The 23,312-nt window shown below is 69.6% G+C and carries 19 protein-coding genes; 7 read left to right on the top strand and 12 right to left on the bottom strand.

Annotated features, from left to right (window positions below; genetic code table 11):
- The first annotated feature begins 41 nt into the window (after nt 1-41).
- On the top strand, nt 42-1,637 hold the full coding sequence (locus AC07PV_RS16380; protein ID WP_494630797.1) for an MASE4 domain-containing protein: 1,596 nt from the start codon (nt 42-44) through the stop codon (nt 1,635-1,637).
- Between the two features lie 200 nt (nt 1,638-1,837).
- Here the strand turns inward: AC07PV_RS16380 and AC07PV_RS16375 are convergent, their stop codons facing one another.
- The 7 genes from AC07PV_RS16375 to AC07PV_RS16345 all read right to left on the bottom strand — a co-directional run bounded on the left by AC07PV_RS16375 (nt 1,838) and on the right by AC07PV_RS16345 (nt 10,436).
- The gene (locus AC07PV_RS16375; RefSeq protein WP_494630777.1) at nt 1,838-4,168 is read right to left on the bottom strand and encodes a CHASE2 domain-containing protein; all 2,331 of its coding nucleotides are present in this window, start codon (nt 4,166-4,168) and stop codon (nt 1,838-1,840) included.
- Between the two features lie 63 nt (nt 4,169-4,231).
- Nucleotides 4,232-5,953, bottom strand: a complete 1,722-nt coding sequence (locus AC07PV_RS16370) for a FecR family protein (protein WP_494630795.1) — start codon at nt 5,951-5,953, stop codon at nt 4,232-4,234.
- A gap of 86 nt (nt 5,954-6,039) precedes the next feature.
- On the bottom strand, nt 6,040-6,738 hold the full coding sequence (locus AC07PV_RS16365; protein ID WP_218295783.1) for a response regulator transcription factor: 699 nt from the start codon (nt 6,736-6,738) through the stop codon (nt 6,040-6,042).
- A gap of 140 nt (nt 6,739-6,878) precedes the next feature.
- Nucleotides 6,879-7,805: a formylglycine-generating enzyme family protein gene (locus AC07PV_RS16360; protein WP_218295839.1), complete on the bottom strand. Its 927-nt coding sequence runs from the start codon at nt 7,803-7,805 to the stop codon at nt 6,879-6,881.
- A 164-nt stretch (nt 7,806-7,969) separates the two neighbouring features.
- A complete protein-coding gene (locus AC07PV_RS16355; RefSeq protein ID WP_218295782.1) occupies nt 7,970-8,230 on the bottom strand; it encodes a hypothetical protein in 261 nt (86 codons plus the stop codon).
- Nucleotides 8,231-8,426: 196 nt separating this feature from the next.
- Entirely contained in the window at nt 8,427-9,731 is a 1,305-nt protein-coding gene (locus AC07PV_RS16350) for a tryptophan--tRNA ligase (RefSeq protein ID WP_218339971.1), read from the bottom strand.
- 36 nt (nt 9,732-9,767) lie between these two features.
- Nucleotides 9,768-10,436 (bottom strand): site-2 protease family protein, encoded by a 669-nt coding sequence (locus tag AC07PV_RS16345; protein WP_218295780.1) that lies wholly within the window; start codon nt 10,434-10,436, stop codon nt 9,768-9,770.
- A gap of 225 nt (nt 10,437-10,661) precedes the next feature.
- Here AC07PV_RS16345 and AC07PV_RS16340 point away from each other — a divergent pair, with 225 nt between their 5' ends.
- Nucleotides 10,662-11,852: a methyl-accepting chemotaxis protein gene (locus tag AC07PV_RS16340; protein WP_369643118.1), complete on the top strand. Its 1,191-nt coding sequence runs from the start codon at nt 10,662-10,664 to the stop codon at nt 11,850-11,852.
- A gap of 184 nt (nt 11,853-12,036) precedes the next feature.
- Here AC07PV_RS16340 and AC07PV_RS16335 read toward each other — a convergent pair whose 3' ends face one another.
- Together AC07PV_RS16335 and AC07PV_RS16330 are read right to left on the bottom strand one after the other, a co-directional pair.
- The gene (locus tag AC07PV_RS16335) at nt 12,037-12,672 is read right to left on the bottom strand and encodes an L-threonylcarbamoyladenylate synthase (protein WP_218295778.1); all 636 of its coding nucleotides are present in this window, start codon (nt 12,670-12,672) and stop codon (nt 12,037-12,039) included.
- Between the two features lie 13 nt (nt 12,673-12,685).
- Nucleotides 12,686-13,555: a 3',5'-nucleoside bisphosphate phosphatase gene (locus AC07PV_RS16330; protein ID WP_218295777.1), complete on the bottom strand. Its 870-nt coding sequence runs from the start codon at nt 13,553-13,555 to the stop codon at nt 12,686-12,688.
- 152 nt (nt 13,556-13,707) lie between these two features.
- On the opposite strand from AC07PV_RS16330, the gene AC07PV_RS16325 reads away from it, so the two are divergent.
- From AC07PV_RS16325 to AC07PV_RS16315, 3 genes are all read left to right on the top strand, one after another.
- Complete coding sequence (locus AC07PV_RS16325) at nt 13,708-15,510, top strand: methyl-accepting chemotaxis protein (protein WP_494630776.1); 1,803 nt, start codon at nt 13,708-13,710, stop codon at nt 15,508-15,510.
- Between the two features lie 357 nt (nt 15,511-15,867).
- On the top strand, nt 15,868-17,649 hold the full coding sequence (locus AC07PV_RS16320; protein WP_218339975.1) for a methyl-accepting chemotaxis protein: 1,782 nt from the start codon (nt 15,868-15,870) through the stop codon (nt 17,647-17,649).
- A gap of 186 nt (nt 17,650-17,835) precedes the next feature.
- Nucleotides 17,836-18,045, top strand: a complete 210-nt coding sequence (locus AC07PV_RS16315; RefSeq protein ID WP_218295774.1) for a tautomerase family protein — start codon at nt 17,836-17,838, stop codon at nt 18,043-18,045.
- A gap of 16 nt (nt 18,046-18,061) precedes the next feature.
- On the opposite strand, the gene recJ is transcribed toward AC07PV_RS16315, so the two are convergent.
- Both recJ and AC07PV_RS16305 read right to left on the bottom strand, forming a co-directional pair.
- A complete protein-coding gene (recJ, locus tag AC07PV_RS16310) occupies nt 18,062-19,864 on the bottom strand; it encodes a single-stranded-DNA-specific exonuclease RecJ (RefSeq protein ID WP_492245914.1) in 1,803 nt (600 codons plus the stop codon).
- A complete protein-coding gene (locus AC07PV_RS16305; protein ID WP_494630774.1) occupies nt 19,861-20,817 on the bottom strand; it encodes a phosphoglycerate mutase in 957 nt (318 codons plus the stop codon). Before AC07PV_RS16305 ends, recJ begins: the two co-directional genes overlap by 4 nt.
- An 80-nt stretch (nt 20,818-20,897) precedes the next feature.
- Here AC07PV_RS16305 and AC07PV_RS16300 point away from each other — a divergent pair, with 80 nt between their 5' ends.
- The gene (locus tag AC07PV_RS16300) at nt 20,898-22,151 is read left to right on the top strand and encodes a lipoprotein-releasing ABC transporter permease subunit (protein ID WP_492808893.1); all 1,254 of its coding nucleotides are present in this window, start codon (nt 20,898-20,900) and stop codon (nt 22,149-22,151) included.
- Between the two features lie 82 nt (nt 22,152-22,233).
- Complete coding sequence (gene lolD / locus AC07PV_RS16295; RefSeq protein ID WP_494595600.1) at nt 22,234-22,899, top strand: lipoprotein-releasing ABC transporter ATP-binding protein LolD; 666 nt, start codon at nt 22,234-22,236, stop codon at nt 22,897-22,899.
- Nucleotides 22,900-22,981: 82 nt separating this feature from the next.
- Here the strand turns inward: lolD and AC07PV_RS16290 are convergent, their stop codons facing one another.
- Nucleotides 22,982-23,230 carry a PA2433 domain-containing protein gene (locus AC07PV_RS16290; RefSeq protein ID WP_218295770.1) on the bottom strand — a complete coding sequence of 83 codons (249 nt, stop codon included), beginning with the start codon at nt 23,228-23,230 and terminating at the stop codon, nt 22,982-22,984.
- Nucleotides 23,231-23,312: the final 82 nt, after the last annotated feature.

Below are 23,312 nucleotides of genomic sequence, written 5' to 3'. Positions count from 1 at the left end.
GCACCGAGGCAACCACTCCAGAGCGACCGATTTTCTTGGCAATGGCACCCGCGGGCCCCGTGGGACGGCGCTGGGCCCTGGGCGCCGTTGTCGTGTCGGCCGTGCTGTTTCTGGCGGCCATGCCCTTCGCCAAGCTGCCCCTGCCAAAGATGGGCGCGTTCATCCCCGCCTATCAATCCGCCCTGGTGCTGAGCGATCTGATCACCGCGGTCATGCTGTGGGGCCAGTACCGCATCCTGGGGCATGCGGGCCTGCGCGTTCTGGCCTGCGGGTACCTGTTCACGGCCCTGGTGGCGGTCGCGCACGCGCTCACGTTTCCGGGCCTGGTCGCTGAGGGCGGCTGGCTGGGCGCGGGGCCGCAGAGCACTGCCTGGCTGTACATGTTCTGGCACGCCGGGTTCCCGGCGGCGGTGATTGGGTACGCGCTGAGCAAGCCAGCGGCGGCCAGTCAGCCCGAAGCCGCGCCCGCGCAAGCGGGTTTTCTTTTTTCCACCGGGATCAGCGTGGCCGCCGTGCTGGCGGCCGTGGCAGCCCTCACTGCGCTGGCGACCGTGGGGCAGTCGCTGCTGCCACCGATCATGCAGGGCAGCCGGTACACGCCGACCATGCTGGCCGTCGTCACCACCGTCTGGGGCGTCAGCGTGGTCGCGCTGCTGCTGCTCCTGCGGCGCAGGCCGCTGGTGGCGCTGGACCTCTTGCTCGTGGTCACCATGTGCGCGTGGCTGTTTGACATCGCGCTCTCCGCCGTGCTCAACGGCGGACGCTTCGACCTGGGTTTCTACGCCGGACGCCTGTACGGGCTGATGGCTTCCACGGCGCTGCTGGCGGTGCTTCTGGTGGAGAACACGATGCTCCACGCAAGGCTGGCGGCGGCCTACCAGGCGGAGCGAGAAAAGCGGCGGCAGATCCAGACCCAGGCGGCGGAACTCGTGGAGAAAAACCGGGAGCTGGACGCCTTCTCCTATTCCATATCGCACGATTTGCAGGCGCCCGTCCGCGTGATTCAGGGGTTCGCGGGCATGCTGCTCGAGCGTTCCGACAGCCACCAGGATGCGGAAACGCGGCGGATGCTCAAGGTGATCGACGACAGCGCGCGAAAGATGGGGCAGTTGATCCGCGACCTGCTGGATTTCGCACGCCTGGGGCGCCAGCCCATGCACCCTGCCCGCGTCGACATGAATGCCCTGGTCGAGCAGGTCATCGCGGACGTGCGGCACACCGGACCGGGGCGCGATGCCGCGTTCGCGGTGGCGCCGCTGCCGGAAGGCTGGGGCGACCGGGCCCTGCTCCGGCAGGTGTGGGTGAACCTGATCTCCAATGCGGTCAAGTACAGCGGCCCGCAGGGCGCGCACATCCAGATTTCCGGCAGCGGGGACGGTGGTGAATGTGTCTACCAGGTGACCGACCAGGGCATCGGGTTCGACATGGCCAGGGTGGACCGGCTGTTTGAACTGTTCCAGCGGCTGCACACCGCCGAGGAGTTCCCTGGCACGGGGGTGGGCCTGGCTTTTGTGCAGCGGATCGTGGTGCGGCATGGGGGGCGCGTGTGGGCTCTCGGCGCATTGAACGCGGGCGCCACCTTCAGCTTTGCGCTGCCCCAGGCGCCGACACCGCAGGATGCGGGGGGCACGGGCTGAAGAAAGCCCCTCCCGCGGCCCCGCATGCGCGGCGCGGCGTGCCCAGCCCAGAAACTGGCAGGTGGCGGATGCGCCGGGGAAGAGGCTGGCAAGCAGGAGCAAAAAGTGCCGATGGCGCTTGATGCACAAGCGCGATATGCTATTGAATGTGTAGCAAACTGGAGCCTGGCAACCTCCGGGCTGCCGGCCTGCATCGGTCATCATGCCCGCAGCGGCAGCACCAGCCTGAACTCCGCCCCGCGCCCCGCATCGCTGTCCACTTCCAGTGTCCCCCCGTGGCGCTGGATCACCGTGTGCACCAGCGCCAGCCCGAGCCCCACGCCTCCGATGGCGGGGTGGCTGCGGTCATGCAGCCGGCGAAACGGCGCGAACAGCTGGCCCTGCAGTTCCGGGGCGATGCCGGGGCCTTCGTCGCGCACCGACACGACCCAATGGCGGCCCCGCTGCACGATGGAGCACTGCACCACGCCTTCTTCGGGGCTGAACTTGACGGCGTTGTGCAGAACGTTGGCCAGCGCGCGGCACAGCATGGCGCGGTCGCCCACGGCGGGGGCGGTCTCCGGCGCGGCGGCGATGGTGACCTCCACGCCACGGTCGCGGGCCAGGGCCCAGATGTCGTCGACCGTTTCGGCCAGCGCCGCCACCAGGTCCAGGGGGGCCATCCGGTATTCCTGCGTCTCGGCGCTGGCCAGCTTCACGAAGTTTTCCGCCATGCCCAGGGATGCGCGCGCATAGCGCTCGATGCGCAGCATCAGCTCGTCGCCCGGCATGCGGCCGGGGTAGGCACGCTGCATTTCCAGCAGCGTCAGGATGGAGGCATTGGGGGTGCGGATGTCGTGCGAGATGAAGTTCATCGCCTGGTCGCGCTGCAGCTGTGCGCGCCGCATCTCGGTGAGGTCCACCAGCGTCATCAACCAGCCCGCCTTTGCCAGGTCGGTGAAGGGCCTGCACTGCACCAGCAGGCTGCGGCCCTGGGCGTCGCTGCCTTCGCTTTGTTCGGGCATGCACTGGTTGAGCAGCTTGTCCTGCGTGATGAGCGGCTGCCCGGTGCCGGTCTGCACCAGGTCGTGAAGCAGGTCGACCACGGACTGCCCCTGCAGCGGCACCAGCGGGTCTCCGCCCACGTGGCGGCGCGCTGCCACGTTGGTGAGCAGGATCCGCCCCTGGGGGTCGCAGACGATGGTGGGCGAGGGCAGCTGCTGCAGGCTCTCGCTCACGAAGTGGTGCAGGTCGCGCAGCTGGCGGGATGCGCGCTCCACGGCGTTGATGCGTTTTTCCAGGAAATCGCCCGAATCGCCCGTGCGGGGCTGCAGCCGCATCGACAGGCCGTCGCGCTGCAGGCGCTCCATTTCCAGCCGCAGGAAGTGGGCGGCCGCGCTCAGGCGGCGCCAGCTCCACAGGGGGTAGGCCAGCACGAGCCCGGTCAGTGCCGCGGCGGGCGCGAACTGCAGGCCCACCCACCAGGGCAGGGCCACGCTCAGCAGCAGGGTGGCCACCCCCAGCCCCGCGCTGGTGAGCAACGCGATGAACGGCCCCACCAGCAGCAGGGCCAGCAGCGCGCCCGCCACCGGGGCCAGGTTGAACAAGGTGTTGAGGGCGGGGGCGGCTGGCTGGATCCGCACACCCGAGAGGCGGCCGTCCAGCACCTGGGCCACCACCTCCACGCCGGGCATGAGCCGCGACTGCTGGCTCATGGGGGTGGCAAACATGTCGCCCAGGCCGGCGGCGGCCGCGCCCACGAGCACGTACTTGCCGCGAAACGCATCCGCGGGGACCTGGCCGCGCAAGACGGCGATGTACGAGTAGGTGGTGAAGTGGCCCGGTCCGCCAGCGTAGGCAATCAGGGTGCGGTCGGCGCGCTGCCATGGGCCGGGGGCCGCCATGCGCGCGGGCTCGGCGTTCCCCGGCCCGGCGCGCGGGGCGGCGCAGTGCGCCAGGGCGGGGTCCGCCACGCACTGCAGCGCCATGCTGAAGTGGGGCCAGGGCGCCGCGGCCGGCCCTTCCTGCAGGTACAGGCTGCGCACCACGCCGTCGTTGTCCGGCACCACGTGCACGTGGCCCAGGCGGGCCGCGGCATCCGCGAACGCGGGCCAGGGCAGGTCGGCCGTGTCGGCGGCCGGGCCATGGCCGCGCCGCAGCACCGGCAGCACCACGCGCCTGCTGCGCTGCATGGCGTCGGCCAGCAGCACGTCGTCGCCGGGGTAGTCCAGGTCCTCCTCGTTGAAGAGCACGTCCATGCCGATGGCGCGGGGCTGCTGGGCCGACACCCGCGCGATCAGTTCCGCGTGCAGCGCCCGCCGCCAGGGCCAGCGGCCGATCGCCGCGATGCTGGGGTCGTCGATGGCCACGATCACGATGTCGGGGTGCGCGGGGCGGGAGATCAGGCGCAGGCCGGCGTCCTGCACCAGGTGGTTCACCCGGCTCAGGCTGTCGGCGGTGCTGAGCCACGCCACCAGCCCCAGCAGGGCGATGGACAGGAGGCTCCATTCCAGGCGCCGCTGCTGGCCCCGGGTCCGTCCGGCGGTCCGCATCGGCTCAGCCTCTCCGTGCCCTGGGCTGCGGGCGCGGTGCCGGGCTGGGGCGCGGGCGGGCTCTCAAGGCCGCCCCACGGGCTGGCCGTTCGATGTGGAGACCGGCAGGCCGGTGCCCGTGCTGACCCCTGAACCCACCCGGATCTGGCGTGGCGGCGAGAAGTCGCTTTGCAGGCCCGTGGAATCCTGCACCTGGATGCGCACCAGGTAGCTGCCCGCGGGCAGGTTGCCGGCCCGCCATTCGGGAGCATCGAGCAGGGTGTCGAGCACGAGCTTGTCGAATGCGAGGTCGCCGGCACCGGCCAGCTGCAGGCGGAATCGCTGGCCGGGCAGCGCAGGCCAGTGCAGGCGCACGTCGGTGTCGCCTTCCTGTGCCTGCACCGACTGCAGGGACAGGGTGGCGGGGCGGTCCGCCACCATGAAGGGCTGGGGCGGTGCAAACGGCCCCTGGTCGGCCTGGCCATCGGGCAGTTCCAGCAGGCTGGCCACGCGCCAGAAGTAGCTGCCCGCGGGCAGGGCACCCAGGGGCAGGCGGCACTCGCCCAGGCGCTGCGCATCGAGCAGCGGCTGGGCGAACTGGGCGCTGCCGGCCACCTGCACGCGGTACCAGCGCGCGCCGGGCACGTGGGTGCACAGCAGCTCGCCCGTGCCGCTGACCACCACGGCGCCGGGCGCGGGCTGCTGGTACAGCGGCGCCACGGGGCGCGTCTTGATCGCGAAGGGCAGCACGGCGGGCAGCCCCGGGATGCCCGCATCGTCCAGTGCGCGCACGGACAGGTAGTACTTGCCGTCTTCCAGGGCTTTCCAGCGCAGTTGGCCGTCCGCGAAGCGGCCGTGGCGCAGCACCTGGGTGAAATCCGGGTCCCGGGCCACCTGGGCCTCGTAGCGGACCGCGCCGGGCAGCGCGGGCACGTCGATGGCCAGCAGGCCCGCATCCCCCAGCGTGGCCGGCACGCCCGACGTGTCGGGCGCCGCCAGCAGGGGCCGGGGGGCGCCGACGGTGCCATCGGCCGCCACGGCCAGGCCCTGGCCCGGCGCGAGCATGGCGCCGGTGGGCGCGGGGGCGGCACCGCCCGGGCGCGGCTGCACCGCCACGGAGCCGCTTTGCACCGAGGCGGTGGTCTGGCCGGCGTCGCCCATCGCCACGCTGAAATGGGTGCCGCGCACGCTGGTCACGGCCAGCGGCGTGCGCAGCTCGAAGCGGCGAAACGCCTCGGCGCTGGGTGGCACCGAGGACTCCACCGCGCCGCTGCGCATCTCCAGCACCGATTGCAGGCTGCCCGCGCGCCCTCGCCGGCGCAGCTGCCGCAGCTGCAGCTCGGAATGGGCCTGGACCCGCACCACCGTGCCATCCGCGAGCTTGACGGCCACGAAGGCATCGGGGCCGACCTGCACCACGGCGCCTTCATCGAGCCGGCCGCCCTTCACAAGGGGCTCCGGCGCGGCATCCGCGCGCGCCTGCCCGGTGGCCATGCCGTGCACGAACTCCACGGTGGCCGGCTCCGAAGGCTGCAGGTGCACCGGAATCCACACCACCGAGCCCGGCTGCAGGCGCCGGGGGTTGGCCACCTTGTTGCGGGCCTGCAGCAGCGGCCATTGGTGGGGGGCGGCCAGATAGGATCTGGCCAGGCCTTCGAGCGTGTCCCCTGCCTGCACGGTGTGGGGAATCTCGTCGCCCTGGGGCGTGGCGGAGCGGGCCTCGGCGCGGGGGGGCACCAGGCTCGCCAGGAAGCCGAGGGTGAGTGCCGCGGTGGCGCCCAGGGTCCAGCGGACGCGCCCTTTCATCGTTGCCAAGTCAGATCTCCTTTGTGCCGCCTCGGGCGGCTGGGCAGGCCACGGCGCCCTCTGGGGGCCGTGGAAGGTGGTTCGGGTCAGGCCCTTCGCTGGGCCTCCACGGCTTCAAAACGGTAGCCCACGCCGTAGACCGCCGAGACGATGAAACCGTTGGAAGGCCGCAGGTCCAGCAGGGTGCGCAGGCGCGAGATGTGGGTGTCCAGCGAGCGCGACATCACATCCGCGACCTGGCCCCAGATGATGTCCTTGAGGTGGTCGCGCGACAGCAGCCGGCCCATGTTCTGAAACAGGAACAGGGCGAGATCGTACTCGCGGTTTTTCAGCTCCACCGGCACACCGTCGATTTCGATGGAGCGGGTCTCGCACAGGAAGCGGTAGCGCCCGAACTCCACCACGCCGCCCGCATTGTCCGGATAGGCGCGGCGCAGCAAGGCCGAGACGCGGGCATTGAGCTCGCCGATGCGCACGGGCTTGACCATGAAGTCGTCCGCGCCGCTGCCCAGGCCTTCGACGATGTCGCGCTCTTCCTGGCGGTGCGTCACGAACAGGATGGGCAACTGGGTGCCCACGTTCTTGCGCACCCAGCGCACCACTTCCGGCCCGGTGGTGTCTGGCAGGTGCCAGTCCACGATCAGCAGGTCAAAGGTTTCGCGGCGCATTTCACGCAGCAGGTCCGCGCCATTGAGATGGGTGTGGCAGACATGGCCCATTGCCTCCGTGGCCTGTTTGATCAGATCCAGCTGGAGCGCATCGTCGTCCAACGCGGCTATGCGCATGGTTTCCCCCGTCGAGAATGCAATTGCGGATTATTTGCGAGAACCACCGCCTCCGAGGGGGCGGGCACGCGGTGCCGTCAGCAAGTTGACATTTGTTGACGGTTTGTGGCGCGCCGGGGACGGGGAGGGGCGGGCGCCGTTCAGCGGTCGGGGGCCAAGGGGCGGGACTCTGGAGCAATCTCGCGCACCAGCCGCATGCCGACCAGGGTGTAGCGGGTCTGCGGGCTGTTCCAGTTGCGGTAGCCGCAGCGCGCGTAGAACGACCATGTGTGCCACGAGCCTCCCCTGCGCACGCGCACCGAGCCTTCGTCGGGCCCCTGCGGGTCGTCGTGCGGAGACTGTGCGTAGTACGTGTCCCCGTGCCAGTCCGACACCCATTCCCAGGCATTGCCCAGCATGTCGTGCAGCCCGAAGGCATTGGGCGCATAGCTGCCCACGGGCGCGGTGAAGGCGTGGCCGTCGCTGCCCTCCAGCGCGTGCTGCCGCCAGCGGGGCCACAGGGGGGCGGCCTCCTGGTCGAAGGTATTGGCGGTGCGCAGCAGCCCCTGCGGGTCATCGCCGTGGGGGTAGCGGGTGCGGGTGCCCGCGCGGCAGGCGTACTCCCATTCGGCCTCGGTGGGCAGGCGGTAGCGATGGCCTTCGGTGCGGCTCAGCCACCGGGCCAGGGCCTGGGCGTCGTTCCAGGTCACGTTGACGACCGGGTGGTCCGGGCCTTGCGCGAAGCCGGGGTTGCGCCACGAATAGCGCGGGTCGCGGCCCTCAAACGCATCGCCGCGCCGCGTGGTGGCCGGGTCGTAGGCAGGGTTGTAGCCATAGCCGCCGGTGCCGTCCGCCTCGGACTCGGGCTGGTACCCGGATGCGTCGACAAAGCGCCGGAACTGCCCCACCGTGACCTCGTGCTGGCCCAGGTAGAAGGCGCGGGTGATGTGCACCTCGTGGGCCGGGGACTCGTCTGCCAGGTCGGTCAAGCGCTGGCGCTCCAGCAGCGGGAAGGCTTTTTCCAGGGTCTCGAGCGGCGGGACGCCACCCATCCAGAAGCTACCCGCCGGTACCCGGACAAAGGCCATGCCCAGGCTGTTGACCCAGGGGGCCGTGGCGGGGCGCGCGTCTTGCGCTGCCGGTGGGTGCTGGCAGCCGGCCAGCAGCGCAGTCACCACCACTATCAGCGCCCCACGGCGAACTGACGGCAATGCCGGTGATGCCGGCAATGGGGCGGCGTGGGCGCGTGGCCTCAAGGCTTGTCCTGCAACTCACTCACGCATTCGAACACCAGGCGCGAGCCGTCGTTGCGCAGCAGTTTGGCGTGCAGGGCCATGCGCTGGCATTCGCGGCTGGCCGCGGCGTAGGCCTGGGAGGTGTCTGGGCCATAGACCGGCACACTGAAAGTGCGGTCGCGGCCCGAGGCCATGGGACCCGAGGGGCCATGGGGGTTGGTCGCATTGCAGCCGGCGAGCAAGGCCAGCACTGACACCGAGGCACACAGCAGTTTCATGGAAGTCTCCCGAGCAGATCAGGGAACCCAGTTTACGCACATGCCCGCACGCCAGGCATGCTCGTAGCCGTCAAGACACGGCGCACGGCGCCATTTTTTACCTATTCAGGCCCCGGGCGCAATCACCATGAGCCTTGATTGCTATGAAAAAAAGAGCATTTCCTTGCAGTGCCCAGGCGCGGCCAGAGTGCCCGGCTTACGCCGCAGCGGCTGCCTCGGCCAGGGCCTGCAGGGCGGCAGCCACCTCGGCGGCCTGCACGCCGTCCACTGGTGCCAGGCGCGGGGCCAGGGTTTGCAGCGCCGTGCTGTCCTTTTGCAGCTGGGCAATGGCCTGGCCGGCTTCCTTGGGCGCATCGAAGCCGGTGCTCTGCAGCAGCAGGCGGCCGTCTGCATCCACGAGCTTGAAGTAGAACTTGCCGTCGGCTTCGCGGTATTGCTTGAACGAAGGCAGCGCTGTCTTCGCGGCCTTGGCGGGCTTGGGCGCCGCCGTGGCCTGGGCCAGACTGCGCAGGCCCACAGCGGCGCGCAGCTCGCGGATGAACGGCGTGGCCAGCGCACGGGCGCGTTCGGCACCGGCCAGCAAGGTCTGCTCGATGCGCGCGGGGTTGTGGATGAGTTCCTCGTACTGCGCGCGCATGGGGGCGATCACCTGGTCCACGCGCTCGAACAGGGTGTTCTTGGCATCACCCCAGGCGATGCCGTCGGCGTAGGCCTTGCGCAGGGCCTCGGTCTCCGCGGGCGTGGCGAAGGCCTGGTAGATCTGGAACAGCGCGGAGCCTTCGACCTCCTTGGGCTCGCCGGGCGCGCGCGAATCGGTCAGGATGCCGCCGATGAGCTTCTTGAGCTGCTCGCGCGAGCTGAACAGCGGGATGGTGTTGTCGTAGCTCTTGCTCATCTTGCGGCCGTCCAGCCCCGGCAGGGTGGCCACGTGGTCGTCGATGGCGGCTTCGGGCAGCACGAAGTGCTCGCCGTAGAGGTGGTTGAAGCTCGCAGCCATGTCGCGCGCCATCTCGATGTGCTGGATCTGGTCGCGGCCCACGGGCACCTTGTGGGCCTTGAACATCAGGATGTCGGCGCCCATGAGCACGGGGTACATGAACAGCCCGGCCGTCACGCCGTCGTCCTGTTCGCGCCCGGCGGCGGTGTTCTTGTCCACGCTGGCCTTGTAGGCGTGGGCGCGGTTGAGCACGCCCTTGCCGGTCACGCAGGTCAAGAGCCAGGTGAGTTCAGGGATCTCGGGGATGTCGGACTGGCGGTAGAACGTGACCTTCTCGGGGTTCAGCCCTGCGGCCAGCCAGCTCGCCGCGATCTCCAGCGTGGAGCGCTGGATGCGCGCCGGGTCTTCGCACTTGATGAGCGCGTGGTAGTCGGCCAGGAAGTAGAAGCTCTGCACGCCGGGCGTGAGGCTGGCGGCCACGGACGGGCGGATGGAACCCACGAAGTTGCCCAGGTGGGGCGTGCCCGTGGTGGTGATGCCGGTGAGAAAGCGCGTGGTGCTCATGGAGACGGTGTCAGCAAAAAGGGGGAGAAAAGGCGATCAGCGCAGCAAGGCGGTGAGCGGCGTGAGCAGCAGGTTGATGGCGCCGTAGCCCAGCGACATCAGCGGGCGCAGCCACAGCGTGCCCACCACGCCCGCGATCACGAGGCCCATCACGATGAAGAAGCCCCAGGGCTCGATGCGCGAGACCATGTGGGCCTGTTTCCAGGGCAGCAGGCCCACCAGGATGCGCCCGCCGTCGAGCGGAGGCAGCGGAAACAGGTTGAACGCCCACATCACCAGGTTGACCAGCACCCCGGCGCGGGCCATTTCGATGAAGAAGCGCTCGTCCACGCCAAAGCCCACCAGGGACACCAGCAGCACGGCCCAGACGATGGCCTGGATGAAGTTGGAGGCGGGCCCCGCCAGCGCCACCCACACCATGTGCTTCTTGGGGTTGCGCAGGTTGCCGAAGTTGACCGGCACGGGCTTGGCATAGCCGAACAGGAAGGCCCCCGAGGTCGCGAAGTACAGCAGCAGCGGCATCAGGATGGTGCCGACCGGGTCGATGTGCTTGAGCGGGTTGAGGGTGATCCGGCCCATCATGTACGCGGTGTTGTCACCAAAGTGGCGCGCGGCGTAGCCATGGGCTGCCTCGTGCACGGTGATGGCGAACAGCACCGGCAGGGCGTAGATCAGAACGGTTTGGATGAGATTGGAGATGTCCACCTGTCGATTGTCTCAGACGCGTGGCATGGGTCCCGGGCCGCGCGGGAGGAGGGGCCGGCCGGACCGCGTGGCGGCCAGTGGTACGACAAGATCGGGAGTGGCGGACAAATCGTTGATAGCATGTGGCATGGCGTAACGAATTGCATCTGTTGGGCTCGCGTCCAGCCCTTTTCTTGCGCTCTGGCCCACACTCATACTACGCAGACCCCTTTCGGAGACATTCCCGTGCCCTTGGATCACCTCAAAATCGGAACCCGCCTCATTCTTGCGTTCGGGGGCATCGCCCTGCTGGTGGCGCTGACCATGGGCATGGCGATGTCCAGGATCGGCCGGGCCGAAGACGCCTACCGCGGCGCGGTGTCCACGGCCAGCAACGCCGCCGCGGACGGTGAACGCACGGCCAAGGCCACGCAGGCGCAGGAGCACCTGCAAGGCGCGCGCGGCTGGATCGTGGGCGGCGGGCTGGCGGTGTTCGCGCTCTCGCTGGTGGCTTTTCTCACGCTGCGCAGCGGCATTGTCAGCCCGCTCAACCAGGCCATCCTGATCGCCGAAACCGTGGCCTCGGGGGACCTGAGCCAGGAATTCAGTTCGGACCTGGAAGGGGACTTCGGCCGGCTGCTGGGGGCGCTGGGCACCATGGAAGACACGCTGACCGACCTGGTGTCGCGCATCAAGCAGGATGCGGATGCCATCAGCGCCTCCGCGGTGAACATCGACCATGGGAACACCGATCTGTCCCGCCGTGCGGAGGACCAGGTGTCCTCCCTGACCGAAACGGCGGCCAGCATGGAGCAACTGACCGCCACCGTGCGCCAGAATGCCGAGCGCGCCCATTCCGCCAGCGGCCTGGCCGTCAAGGCCTCGGCCATCGCCGAGCACGGCGGCACCGTGGTGGGCGAGGTGGTGCAGACCATGCAGGCCATCAGCGGCAGCTCGCGCAAGATCGTGGACATCATCCAGGTCATCGAAGGCATTGCCTTCCAGACCAACATCCTGGCGCTGAACGCCGCCGTGGAGGCCGCCCGCGCGGGCGAGCAGGGCCGGGGCTTCGCGGTGGTGGCCAGCGAGGTGCGCAACCTGGCCCAGCGCAGCGCGGTCGCCGCGCGCGAGATCAAGGCGCTCATCAGCGCGTCGGTGGAGCAGGTGGAGAGCGGCGCCGGCCAGGTGGGCAAGGCTGGCAAGACCATGGCCGAAATCGTGACCGCCGTGGGCCAGGTGAGCGCGCTGCTGGGGGAAATCTCCATCGCCCTGCGCGAGCAGAGCGAGGCCATCAGCCACGTGAATGTGGCGGTGTCGCACATGGATGGCTCCACGCAGGAAACGGCCGCGCTGGTTCAGAGCGCCGTGTCCACCGCGACCTCGCTCACCGCGCAGGCCCGGGACCTGGAGCAGGCCGTGGGTGCGTTCAAGCTGTAGCCCCTGAGCGGCGGCGCCGCTTCCCCCTCAGGGGGACGCCACCGGTGGCCTGGCGGAGCCAGTTCCATGGTGGCGCTGGTTTTGGCAGCGCCGGTTTTTGGGCGCGGTAGCCTGAAAGGCGCTTTTGCCGATCCTCAAGACCGCTCTGCGCGGGCGCCGGGCGGGCCCCCGGGGCCTGCAGTTTTTACAGCCCCAGAGCCTTCAAGCTGCCCCGGCCTTCGCGCATCACTTCGGGTTCGCCGCCGGTGCCCATGGGGGTCAGGTCCACCACCGTGGTGGGCTCCAGCGGGCAGGCGCCCGCATCCACCACGGCATCCACCAGCTTTTCATAGCGCTCGCGGATTTCCTGCGGGTCGTTCAGCGGTTCCGTCTCGCCAGCGGGTATCAGCGTGGTGGCCAGCAAGGGGGCGCCGTGCAGCTCCAGCAGCAGCTGCAGGCCCTTGCGGTCGGGCACGCGCAGGCCGATGGTCTTGCGCGAGGGGTGGCTCACGCGGCGCGGCACTTCCTTGGTGGCTTCGAGGATGAAGGTGTAGGGGCCGGGCGTGCCCAGCTTCAGCAGGCGGTACTGCCGGTTGTCCACGCGCGCATAGTTGGCCAGCTCCGACAGGTCGCGGCACAGCAGCGTGAGGTGGTGCCTGTCGTCCACCTGGCGGATGCGGCGCAGGCGGTCCACGGCGTCCTTGTCGTCCAGGTGGCAGACGAGGGCATAGCTGGAGTCGGTGGGCACGGCCACGATGCCGCCCTTTTGCAGCAGCGCCGCCGCCTGCTTGAGCAGGCGGGGCTGCGGGTTGTCGGGATGGACTTCGAAATACTGGGCCATGAACGGGTGCGCCTCAGGCGTTGGCCGGATGGAGGATGCGGTCGGACAGCAGCTCCCACACGGGTGTCAGCGCGCCGGGCAGCAGCGGCAGAGTGCCCAGGTCGGTGTGCGATTCATCGGGGCTGTGGAAGTCGCTGCCGCGCGACGCGGCCAGGCCGAATTCCTGCGCCATGCCGGCGTAGGTGACGTATTCGGCAGCGCTGTGGCTGCCGGTGACGACCTCCACCCCGCGCCCGCCGTGGGTCTTGAACTCGGAAAACAGCGCGAATTCCTCATTGGCGCTGAACTTGTAGCGCGCCGGGTGGGCAATGATCGCCATGCCGCCCGCGTCCGTGATCCAGCGCACGGCGTCGCCCAGCGACGCCCAGCGGTGCGGCACGTAGCCGGGCTTGCCTTCGGTGAGGAACTTGCGGAACACCTCGGAGGTGTCCTTGCAGACCCCGGTTTCCACCAGGAAGCGAGCGAAATGCGTGCGCGAGATCAGTGCCGGGTTGCCCACGAACTGCAGGGCGCCTTCATACGCGCCCTGGATGCCCACCTGGGCCAGCTGCTGCGCCATGTCCTTGGCGCGTTCGCCGCGCCCGCCCCGGGTCGCGGCCAGGCCCTGGGCCAGCTGCGCGTCGTCGGGGTCGAACCCCAGGCCGACGATGTGGACGGTGGTGTCGGCGAAGGTGACGGAAATCTCGGTACCCGTGAGATAGGCCATGCCCTGTGCGTGGGCGGCTGCGCGGGCGCGGTGCTGGCCGCCGATTTCGTCATGGTCGGTCAACGCCCACAGCTCGACACCGTTTGCCCTGGCCCGCGCGGCCAAGTCCTCGGGGGTCATGGTTCCGTCGGATACCACGGAATGGCAGTGCAGGTCGGCGTTGAGTATGGTTGTCACGAGGCCATTTTAGGGCTTGTACCGATAACGTGCCTTGCCGAACCCAGCAACACTGCAGTCAGGGGCATTGCGTCCGGCGGCCCGGCAACCTCGGCCGGGGCCATGTGCCGGGCAGTCCTTTCAGACCATCGTAGGCGTTCCAAGGAGCAACCATGAAATTCAACGACCTGCGCGTGTCCCACAAGATGTGGAGCGTCATCCTGGGCCTTCTGGCGCTCATGCTGGTCTCGGCCATCTGGACCCAGTGGTACGGCCGGCAGGTGACGGCGTCCACCGAAGAGGCCGTGGAAAAATACGAAGCCGCCATCACCACCGCCGTGACCTGGCGCGGCCTGGCCGAGGTGGCCGTGACGATGTCGATGGCGAGTTTCGTCACCACCGACCAGGCGCTCAAGGCCGACTTCGACACCCGGGTGGCCGCGCTCACCGCGCGCATCACGCCGGTGCAGGAAAAGATCAACAAGACCTCCGTCTCGCCCGAGGACAAGGCGGCGCTCGCGCAGGTGGCGGCCACGCGTGCGGATATCCGGGGCCAGACCGACAAGCTCAAGGAGCTGACGGATGCGGGCGATGCGGCGGCCAAGCAGGCGTACCTGGCGAACGTCTACCGCCCCAAGGCCGTGGCCTACCTGGAGGCCATCGACAAGTTCGTGGCCGCGCAGCAAAGCCAGCGCGACGAAGCCGTCCGTGCGGCGCACGACACGCGCGGCAACCTGGTGCTGATCGGTGCCGTGGCAGCCGTCGCCGTGGTGCTGCTGGGCATGCTGCTGGCCGCGATGCTGGTGCGCTCCATCACGGCGCCGCTGGACCGCGCGGTGGCCCTGGCCGAGGCCATCTCGGCGGGCGACCTCACGCAGAACATCCACGACGACCGCAAGGACGAGCTGGGCATGCTCACGCGGGCCCTGTCGGCCATGTCAGACCGCCTTCGCGGCGTGGTGAGCGAGGTGCGCTCGGGGGTGGATTCGGTCTCGTCGGCGTCGATCCAGATCGCGAACGGCAACCATGACCTGTCGGCGCGCACGGAGCAGACGGCCTCCAACCTGGAAGAGACGGCGGCGAGCATGGAAGAGCTGACGGCCACGGTGAGCCAGTCGGCGGACACCGCGCGCCAGGCCAACCAGCTGGCCGGAACGGCCGCGCAGGCGGCGGCACGCGGTGGCGAAGTGGTGGGCCAGGTGGTCACCAGCATGCAGCAGATCACCGACAGCTCGCGCAAGATCAACGACATCATCGGCGTCATCGACGGCATTGCCTTCCAGACCAACATCCTGGCGCTGAATGCTGCGGTGGAGGCGGCCCGGGCGGGCGAGCAGGGCCGGGGCTTCGCGGTGGTGGCCAGCGAAGTGCGCAGCCTGGCCGGGCGCAGCGCCGAGGCGGCCAAGGAAATCAAGACCCTGATCAGCGCCTCGGTGCAGAACGTGGAATCGGGGTCGGCCCAGGTGGCGCAGGCGGGCCAGAGCATGGAGGAAATCGTGGCGAGCGTGCAGCGGGTGAGCGACCTCATTGGAGAGATCACGGCATCCTCGACAGAGCAGCGCGACGGTATCGCCCAGGTGAACCAGGCGGTGACGCACCTCGACCAGATGACACAGCAGAACGCGGCGCTGGTGGAGGAGTCGACGGCGGCGGCGGCCTCGATGCGCGACCAGGCGCAGAGGCTGGCCGAGGTGGTGGCCATGTTCAACGTGGGGGCCGTGGCCAGCCGGGCTCCCGCTGCGCCCGCCCGTTCCGCGCCACCCGCCATGGCGCCGAGGCCCGCCCCCGCCGCCAAGGCCCGCGTGGGTACCAGTGCCAGCGGCAAGCCCGCGGCCAGCGCCAAGGCGCCAGCGGCCGCGCGACTGTCTTCCCCCGCGCCGGCCGCCGCCCCCAGGGCGGCTGCCCCGGCACCATCTCACCCACCGGCGCCACGCGCCACCTCGGGAGGCAACGACGATGAGTGGGAAAGCTTCTGATCCGGGGTGGAGGCCCTGGCCGCTGCCGAACTGATTGCTATCAAAATAATAGCTTAAGGCGCTTGACCAGCAAGCGCTGGAGGCATTTTTTGCAAGAACAGGTGCCCGGGGCCCTGGGCCCTGACTCTTGCCTCCCCCGTTCCACCTCTGTGCCCCGCTTGCGCCGCTCGCGGTCCGTGCCCGGCGTGCGCCCGCGTGGCCGCCGGTGGGGAATGCGGGTTTCTCCCGGTGAGGTGCTGGCGTGGCGGCGCGCCGGGCTGGCGTAGGCTATGGGTTGTTTGCTGATGTAATCGGATGTTTCCCTGGCGAACCTCGCCTTGCATGAAAACACTACAGATCCACGAGGAAGAACAACCCATGCAACTCGACAATATCCGCGTTTCCCGCAAGCTGTGGGGCGCATTTCTGGGCCTGATGATCGGCATGCTGCTGCTCTCGGGCTTTGCCCAGAACCGGGCCAACAGCTCCATGTCCTCGGCGATCGACGCCGTCGTGGACATCGAGGGGCGCATCTCCGCCGCCGTGCGCTGGCGCGGCGCCACCGAGACGGCCGTCACCATGGTCATGGGCGGCGCCGTGACCACGGATGCCGTGCTGGCCGAGCAGTATGGCGCCAAGGTCAAGGAGATCATCGGCAACATCAACAAGGTGCAGGAAGGCATCGTGGCCTCGGCCACCGCCCCCGAGGAAAAGGCTGCGCTGGACAAGGTGCTGGAGGCCCGCAAGGCCGTGCTGGCGGCCACCGCCAAGACCTGGGAGCTCAAGGGCGCCGGCGACGCCGTGGCGACCCAGCGGTTCGCCGACAACGAATTCGCCCCCCTGGTCACCAAATACCTCAAGGCGCAGGACGACTTCGTCGCCACGCTCGAGACGCGCCGCGACGCCATCCGCGCCGACGCCTCGGCGCGCCGCGTGGAATACGCGATCTGGGGAATCATCACCTCGCTGGTGCTGATGGCCGTGGGGCTGTTCCTGGCCTGGAAGCTGGTGCGCTCCATCACCCTTCCGCTGGATGAGGCGGTGAACACCATCGACGCCATCGCGGCGGGCGACCTCACCCAGGAACTGCAATCCGTCCGCAAGGACGAGTTCGGCCACATGCTGCGTTCGCTGTCGGCCATGTCGGCACGCCTTCGCGGCGTGGTGAGCGAGGTGCGCTCGGGGGTGGACTCGGTCTCGTCGGCGTCGATCCAGATCGCCAACGGCAACCACGACCTGTCGGCGCGCACGGAGCAGACGGCCTCCAACCTGGAAGAGACGGCGGCGAGCATGGAAGAGCTGACGGCCACGGTGAGCCAGTCGGCGGACACCGCGCGCCAGGCCAACCAGCTGGCCGGAACGGCCGCGCAGGCGGCGGCACGCGGTGGCGAAGTGGTGGGCCAGGTGGTCACCAGCATGCAGCAGATCACCGACAGCTCGCGCAAGATCAACGACATCATCGGCGTCATCGACGGCATTGCCTTCCAGACCAACATCCTGGCGCTGAATGCTGCGGTGGAGGCGGCCCGCGCGGGCGAGCAGGGCCGGGGCTTCGCGGTGGTGGCCAGCGAAGTGCGCAGCCTGGCCGGGCGCAGCGCCGAGGCGGCCAAGGAAATCAAGACCCTGATCAGCGCCTCGGTGCAGAACGTGGAATCGGGGTCGGCCCAGGTGGCGCAGGCGGGCCAGAGCATGGAGGAAATCGTGGCGAGCGTGCAGCGGGTGAGCGACCTCATTGGAGAGATCACGGCATCCTCGACAGAGCAGCGCGACGGTATCGCCCAGGTGAACCAGGCGGTGACGCACCTCGACCAGATGACGCAACAGAACGCGGCGCTGGTGGAGGAGTCGACGGCGGCGGCGGCCTCGATGCGCGACCAGGCGCAGAGGCTGGCCGAGGTGGTGTCGGTGTTCAACGTGGGCGCGGTCGCGGTGCGCGCGCCAGCAGCACCCCGCCCGGCGCCCGCTGCCGCGCCCCGGCCGGCCGCGGCCAAGGTGGCCGCCACCCACCACCCGCGCGTGGCGGGGGCCAAACCCGCCGTTGCACGGCCTCCAGCACCGGCCCCGGCCCGGCTTGCGCCGCCCGCGGCCCCGGCGGCCCGGCCCGCGCCACCGCCGGCGGCGGCTTCCCGTGGCGGCGATGACGACTGGGAGAGCTTCTGACGGCCGCCACTGGGTTGGGCTGGTTGCTGCTAAATAGATAGCTTCCAGCGCTTCCCAGCCGTGCGCGGGCGGCCCATTTCATCGCGCCATCTGCCGCCTTCTCCATGAAGGCTGCCCCCACTGCCTTGGTTCCTGTGGCGCCTTGTGCGCCGTTCGTTTCCGCGCACCCCCGAAAAGGACTTGCCCATGCCCCTCGTCAACATCCGCCTCGCCCGGCGCGACCTGCCCACCACGGCCGCGCAGAAGGCGGCGCTCATCGCCGGCGTCACCCAGCTGATGCAGCAGGTGCTGGACAAGCGGCCCGAGACCGTGACGGTCATCATTGACGAAGTGGACCCCGAAAACTGGGGCCAGGGCGGGGAGCCGGTGACGGTGATCCGCCAGCGCCGCCAGTGACCCGTGTGCGCAGTCCTCAGAGCTGCGCGCCCTCGACCAGGAACTGCACCTTGCGCTCGCCCTTCCACTCGTTCACATCGAGGCGGAAGGCCAGCAGCACGCGCGCGGGCAGTTGCTCGGTGTGGCCGAACCAGATGGCATCCACCGGGTTGCCCTGGTGCATGAGCTTGATCGACAGATGGTTCTTGGACTCGCCCACCAGGCGCTGGCTCACGATCTGCACTTCTTCGCTGAACGTGGGCGGCGCAAAGCCCTGGCCCCAGACTTCGTGGTGCAGGGTGTCCACCATGTCGGCGCGGCAGTATTCGGGGGCCAGGGGGCCGTCGGTTTCGATGCGGCGGGTGAGGGTGGAGGCATCGAGCCACTCCTGCGCCACCTGGGCCAGGGCGCGCTCGAACACCTCGAACGCTTCTTCGGCCACGGTGCAGCCCGCCGCCATGGCATGGCCGCCGAACTTCAGCAGCACGCCCGGGTGGCGCTTGGCCACCAGGTCGAGCGCATCGCGCAGGTGAAAGCCGGGGATGGAGCGGCCCGAGCCCTTGAGCTCGTGCTCCTTGCCCGGCGCGCTGCTGGCGGCAAAGACAAAGGTGGGGCGGTGCAGCTTGTCCTTGATGCGGCTGGCCACGATGCCCACCACGCCTTCGTGGAAGTCGGGGTCGAACACGCTGATGGCCGGGGGCGGCTCCTCGTCTTCCTGGAACAGGCTCTCGGCCATCAGCATGGCCTGGTCGCGCATCCCGCCCTCGATCTCGCGGCGCTCGCGGTTGATGCCGTCGAGCAGGCCCGCCAGCTCGGCGGCGCGGCCTGCGTCGTCGGTCAGCAGGCATTCGATGCCCAGCGTCATGTCGGCCAGGCGACCCGCGGCATTGATGCGCGGGCCCAGCGCAAAGCCAAAGTCGAACGTGGTGGCCACCGGGGCCTTGCGGCCTGCGGCATGGAACAGCGCGGCGATGCCTGCGGGCATCTGGCCCGCGCGGATGCGCTTCAGGCCCTGGGCGACCAGGCGGCGGTTGTTGGCGTCGAGCTTCACCACATCGGCCACGGTGCCCAGCGCCACGAGCGTGAGCAGCGGGTCGAGCTTGGGTTGCAAGGGCTGGTGCGCCCCCACGCTCCCCACTACGTGTGGTTCGCTGCCCCCCAGGGGGGCGCTCGCGCCTTGGGGCGGCCCGGCGGCACTCGGCGCATCAAAGATTCCGCGTGCGCGCAGCTCGGCCCGCAGCGCCAGCAGCACGTAGAACATCACGCCCACACCGGCCATGGACTTGCTCTCAAACGCGCAGCCGGGCTGGTTGGGGTTGACGATGGCGTCGGCCGCCGGCAGTTCGGGCCCGGGAAGGTGGTGGTCGGTCACGAGCACCTGCAGGCCCAGCGCCTTGGCCTCGGCCACGCCGTCCACGCTGGCGATGCCGTTGTCCACGGTGATGAGCACGTCGGCGCCGCGCTCGGCCACGCGCCGGGCGATGGGGGGCGTGAGGCCGTAGCCGTCCGTCACGCGGTCGGGCACGAGGTAGTCCACGTGCTGCGCGCCCAGCAACCGCAGTCCGCGCACGCCCACGGCGCAGGCGGTGGCGCCGTCGCAGTCGTAGTCGGCCACGATGACAAGGCGCTTGTTCTGCGCCATGGCGTCGGCCAGCAGGCGGGCGGCGGTGTCAATGCCTTTCAAACCCGAGGGAGGGAGCAGGCGGCCCAGGCCGTCGTCCAGCTCGTCCTTGGCACGCACGCCGCGCGCGGCATACAGGCGGGCCAGCAGCGGGTGCACGCCGGCTTGCTCCAGCGCCCAGGCGGCGCGGGGGGGGATGTCTCTTGCTACTATTTTCATAGCTTCTCGCGCAGTTCTGCAAAGCGCTGGGGCCTGAAAAGGCTTTGAAAACGCTGGGCCAGCGTGCGGGGCGCGCTGTGGAAGGCCAGCGCATTGCGCTCCCCACACAGGGTCAGTTGCACCGGCACGCCGTCTTCGGCCTTGCGCAGAAGGCCGGCCACGGGGCCTGCGTCCAGCGCGGTCCAGGCGGCGGCCCAGGCGCGCCAGTCTTCATTCAGCGCCGCGCCGCGCAGGGTGGTGGGCACCGTCGGCGCAGTGGCGGAGGTGGGGGCGGGCACAGGCAGGGGGCCGGTGCCATGCACCCAGAACGAGTTGATCACCGGCAGCCCGCGCGCCGTGCGCTCGTCGTTGAAGGCGTGGGTGTAGAGCAGCATCTGCATCTCGCTGTGCAGGCGGTGCAGCGTGCGGGCCTCGCGCGCATCCGGCATCCAGGCGCGCACGTCGCGCAGCAGCACGCGTTCCAGCGAGGCGGTGGCAAGCAGGGCAAACAGCGAGCTGCGGGCCAGCCAGCGCGTGGGCTGGTCGTAGTGCAGGGTGATGCCGTCTTCGGCGAACCAGGGGGACACGATGGCCAGCAGCGCGCGCGACGCGGCCTCGTCCAGTCCCAGGAGTTCAGGGTCGCGCAGCGTGACGTGGTCGGTGCTGACCTGCCACTGGCAGGGCGTGACAAAGGCCCAGGCCGCTCCATCGGTGGGCTGGCCCTGCTGGTGGCGGTGCCACGCGGCCCAGGGGATGCGGCCGTCCTGCGCAGGCAGGCCCAGGGCGCGCGCCAGGGCGCGTTCGTGGGGGGCGGAGAAGGTTGTTTCCTCGCCGCTGTCACTCTGGGCGGGATGGGGGCTGAGCCGGGCCAGAAGCCGGTCCAGGTGGGGCAGGGCCAGGCCCTGCAGGGCTTGCTGGCATCCCGGGGAGGCGCTGGCGGCGTAGGGAATGAGCAAATGGGTGGTGTCCGACATGGGCCTATTGTCCGGGATGCCACAATCTGGCCGGCCTGTGGCGTGCATTCCGCACCCTGCAGTGCCTTCTTTCCTTATTCATGCAAATCCCCTACGAACTGGCCCTGGGCTGGCGCTACACGCGCGCGGGCCGCGCCACGCGGCGCAATGGCTTCATCTCGTTCATCTCGGGCGTGTCCATGCTGGGCATCGCGCTTGGGGTGGCGGCGCTCATCATCGTGCTGTCGGTGATGAACGGCTTTCAGAAGGAAGTGCGCGACCGCATGCTCAGCGTGGTCTCGCACATCGAGATTTTTGCGCCCCAGGGCGCGGCGCTGCCCGACCCGGCGCGCACGCTGGCCGAGGCCAGGCAGAACCCCAACGTGGTGGGCGCTGCGCCGTTCGTGGCGGCGCAGGCGCTGCTGGCGCGCGGCGAGGATATGAAGGGCGCGCTGGTGCGCGGCATCGACCCGGCGCTGGAAGGCGCGGTGACGGACCTGGCCGCCACCAACGAAAAAACGCTCAATCTGCTGGTGCCCGGCGAATTCCGCGTGGTGCTGGGCGGCGAGCTGGCCCGCGCTTTGGGCGTGCGCGCCGGCGATGTGGTCACCCTGATCGCCCCCGCGGGCCAGGTGACCCCGGCGGGCGTGGTGCCACGCCTCAAGCAGATGACGGTGGCGGGCACGTTTGATTCCGGCCACTACGAATACGACTCGGCGCTGGTGCTGCTGCACCATGAGGACGCCCAGCGCATCTTCCGCCTGGAAGGCCCCACGGGCGTGCGCCTGAAGCTCAAGGACCTGCACCAGGCGCGCGACGTGGCCCAGCAGCTGGCGGGGTCCTTAAGCGGCCAGCTGCTCATCCGCGACTGGACGCAGCAGAACCGCACCTGGTTCGCGGCCGTGCAGCTTGAAAAGCGCATGATGTTCATCATCCTCACGCTCATCGTGGCGGTGGCGGCGTTCAATCTGGTGTCCACCCTGGTGATGACGGTGACCGACAAGCGCGCCGACATCGCCATCCTGCGCACGCTGGGCGCCAGCCCGAAAAGCATCATGGGCATCTTCGTGGTGCAGGGCGCCATGGTGGGCGTGATCGGCACGGCCGTGGGCCTGCTGCTGGGGCTCTCCATCGCCTTCAACATCGACGTGATCGTGCCGGCCATCGAGAGGGCGCTGAACGCGAGTTTCCTGCCCAAGGACATTTACCTGATCAGCAAGATGCCCAGCGAGCCGCAGAGCAGCGACATCCTGCCCATCGGCATCATCTCGCTCGTGCTGGCCTTCGTGGCCACGCTCTACCCCAGCTGGCGTGCCAGCCGTGTGAATCCTGCCGAGGCCCTGCGCTATGAGTAATACGACCCCCACGCTCGGCACCGGCGTGTCCCCGCGGCCCTTCGAGGCGGCGCCCGCCGCCCACGCGGGCTTGAATGGCCCGATGGTTCTGGAGGCGCACGGCCTGACCAAGCGCTTCACCGAAGGGCGCCTGGACGTGACCGTGCTGCAGGGCGTGGACCTGCGGGTCCACGCGGGCGAGACGCTGGCCATCGTCGGCGCCTCGGGCTCGGGCAAGAGCACCTTGCTGCACCTGCTGGGCGGGCTGGATGCGCCCACCTCGGGCACCGTGCGCCTGAAGGGGGAGGCCATGTCGTCCCTCTCCGCCGAACGGCAGGGCCAGCTGCGCAACCAGCACCTGGGCTTCATCTATCAGTTCCACCACCTGCTGCCCGAGTTCAGCGCGCTGGACAATGTGGCCATGCCGCTGCGCATCCGCCGCATGCCGTACGAGCAGTGCCAGCACGAGGCCGCGAAGGTGCTGGCCGCCGTCGGGCTGAAGGAGCGCCTGCACCACCGTCCGGCCGAGCTGTCGGGGGGGGAGCGCCAGCGCGTGGCCATCGCCCGGGCGCTGGTCACCCGTCCGGCCTGCGTGCTGGCCGACGAGCCCACGGGCAATCTCGACCGCACCACGGCCGACGGCGTGTTTGAACTGATGATGCAGCTGGCGCGGGACCAGGGCACGGCGTTCGTGATGGTCACGCACGACGAATCCCTGGCCGTGCGCTGCAGCCGCGTGGTGAGGCTGGTGCTCGGCCACCTGACCTGATATCTGGCCCGGGCCCGGCGTTCTTCGCCTCGCCAGCCGGTGGCCGGCGGCCTGCGCGGGGTGCGAGGATGGCGGGGCGGGTCTAGATGCCGAGGATCTTCTTGGCTTGCGCCAGGGATTTCATCGAGTCGTCATGTTTGCCGGCCTTGTGCTGGGCCTCGCCCTCCGCGCGCAGCTGTTTGACCTTGGCGGCGTTGTCAGCCGTCAGCGCCGGATGGGTCGCCAGCTTGGCGTCGATGGCCTTCATCTCGTTGGGGCAGTTGTGGGCCAGCGCGGAGCCGGCGGCCATGGCGAGCAGCGCCACGGCTGCGATCTGGATCAGGAAGCGCATGAAATGTCTCCTCAGGTTCGAGCCATGATCCCCGGCACGGCGGCCATGGGCCGCTATCCGTGCATGCCCGCGGGCGTGGCTG

It is taken from the genome of Acidovorax sp. GW821-FHT09A11, from assembly GCF_059418365.1.
This window is presented reverse-complemented; position numbering and strand designations above follow the sequence as displayed.